Origin of the sequence: Pseudoxanthomonas taiwanensis (assembly GCF_010093135.1) — a bacterium.
Taxonomy (GTDB): Bacteria; Pseudomonadota; Gammaproteobacteria; order Xanthomonadales; family Xanthomonadaceae; genus Pseudoxanthomonas; species Pseudoxanthomonas taiwanensis.
Genome location: NZ_PDWK01000147.1, coordinates 1 through 974 on the forward strand (window position 1 = coordinate 1; position 974 = coordinate 974).

At 59.9% G+C, this 974-nt stretch carries 2 protein-coding genes; both read left to right on the forward strand.

Translation table 11 applies throughout. The annotated features are described in order from the left end of the window. Nucleotides 1-175: 175 nt before the first annotated feature. Nucleotides 176-484 carry a 50S ribosomal protein L21 gene (gene rplU, locus CR938_RS14290; RefSeq protein ID WP_162125620.1) on the forward strand — a complete coding sequence of 103 codons (309 nt, stop codon included), beginning with the start codon at nt 176-178 and terminating at the stop codon, nt 482-484. 12 nt (nt 485-496) lie between these two features. After that, a complete protein-coding gene (gene rpmA / locus CR938_RS14295; protein ID WP_162125621.1) occupies nt 497-757 on the forward strand; it encodes a 50S ribosomal protein L27 in 261 nt (86 codons plus the stop codon). Nucleotides 758-974: the final 217 nt, after the last annotated feature.

The window sequence follows — 974 nt, forward strand, 5'->3', positions numbered from 1 at the left end:
TAATATGTGTCCGTTCTATTGCGATACTCGTATTAATCATATTGTACACATCTATAAGTTTTCATATCTTCTATATATAATGTTGTTAATATACCTTTTATATTTTTTGATTACATTTATTTTTTTTTTTCAGATGTGTATAGAGACAGCAATAACTACAGAGGAATGCCTGGTCATGTACGCAGTTCTGGTAACCGGCGGTAAGCAGTACCGCGTGGCGCAGGGCGAACGGCTCCGCGTCGAGAAGCTCGATGCCGAGGCGGGCAGCGAGATCACCTTCGACACCGTCCTGATGCTGGGCGATGGCGACGGCATCAAGGTCGGCGACGCCCTCAAGGGCGCCAGCGTGACCGCCAAGGTGCTGGGCCACGGCCGCGCGGACAAGGTCAAGATCATCAAGTTCCGCCGCCGCAAGCACCACATGAAGCGGCAGGGCCACCGCCAGCACTACACCGAAATCGAAATCACCGGCATCAAGGGTTGAGGAGAAGCAGTCATGGCACATAAAAAGGGCGTAGGTTCCTCGCGCAACGGCCGCGACTCCAACCCGAAGTACCTGGGCGTGAAGGTGTTCGGCGGCCAGACTGTCGAGGCCGGCAACATCATCGTCCGCCAGCGCGGCACCAAGTTCCATCCGGGCGCCGGCGTCGGCCTGGGCCGCGACCACACCCTGTTCGCGCTGGTCGACGGCGTGGTCGAGTTCTCGGTCAAGGGCGCCGAGAAGCGCCGCACCGTGAGCGTGGTCCCGGCGAACTGAACCCTGCCGGCCAACGCAGAGCGAAAGGCCCCGCCGCGTGCGGGGCTTTTCGTTTCGGCCGCCGGCCCCGCGGGTGCCGGCCTGGCCTAGCAGCCTGTTGAAATTCGACCCGGCGAAGCCCCCGACTCGGTCGGCAGCGCGGATTTCTCGCTGCTCAAGCGCTCCGCAAGCGCGTCCCGCGCTCTGAAACAAGCCCGCTTTCGGACTTCCAGGCGCA

Bases quoted from the DNA above. Each gene is read 5' to 3' on its own strand.
- rplU (WP_162125620.1), top strand. From the start codon at position 176: ATGTACGCAGTTCTGGTAACCGGCGGTAAGCAGTACCGCGTGGCGCAG.
- rpmA (WP_162125621.1), top strand. From the start codon at position 497: ATGGCACATAAAAAGGGCGTAGGTTCCTCGCGCAACGGCCGCGACTCC.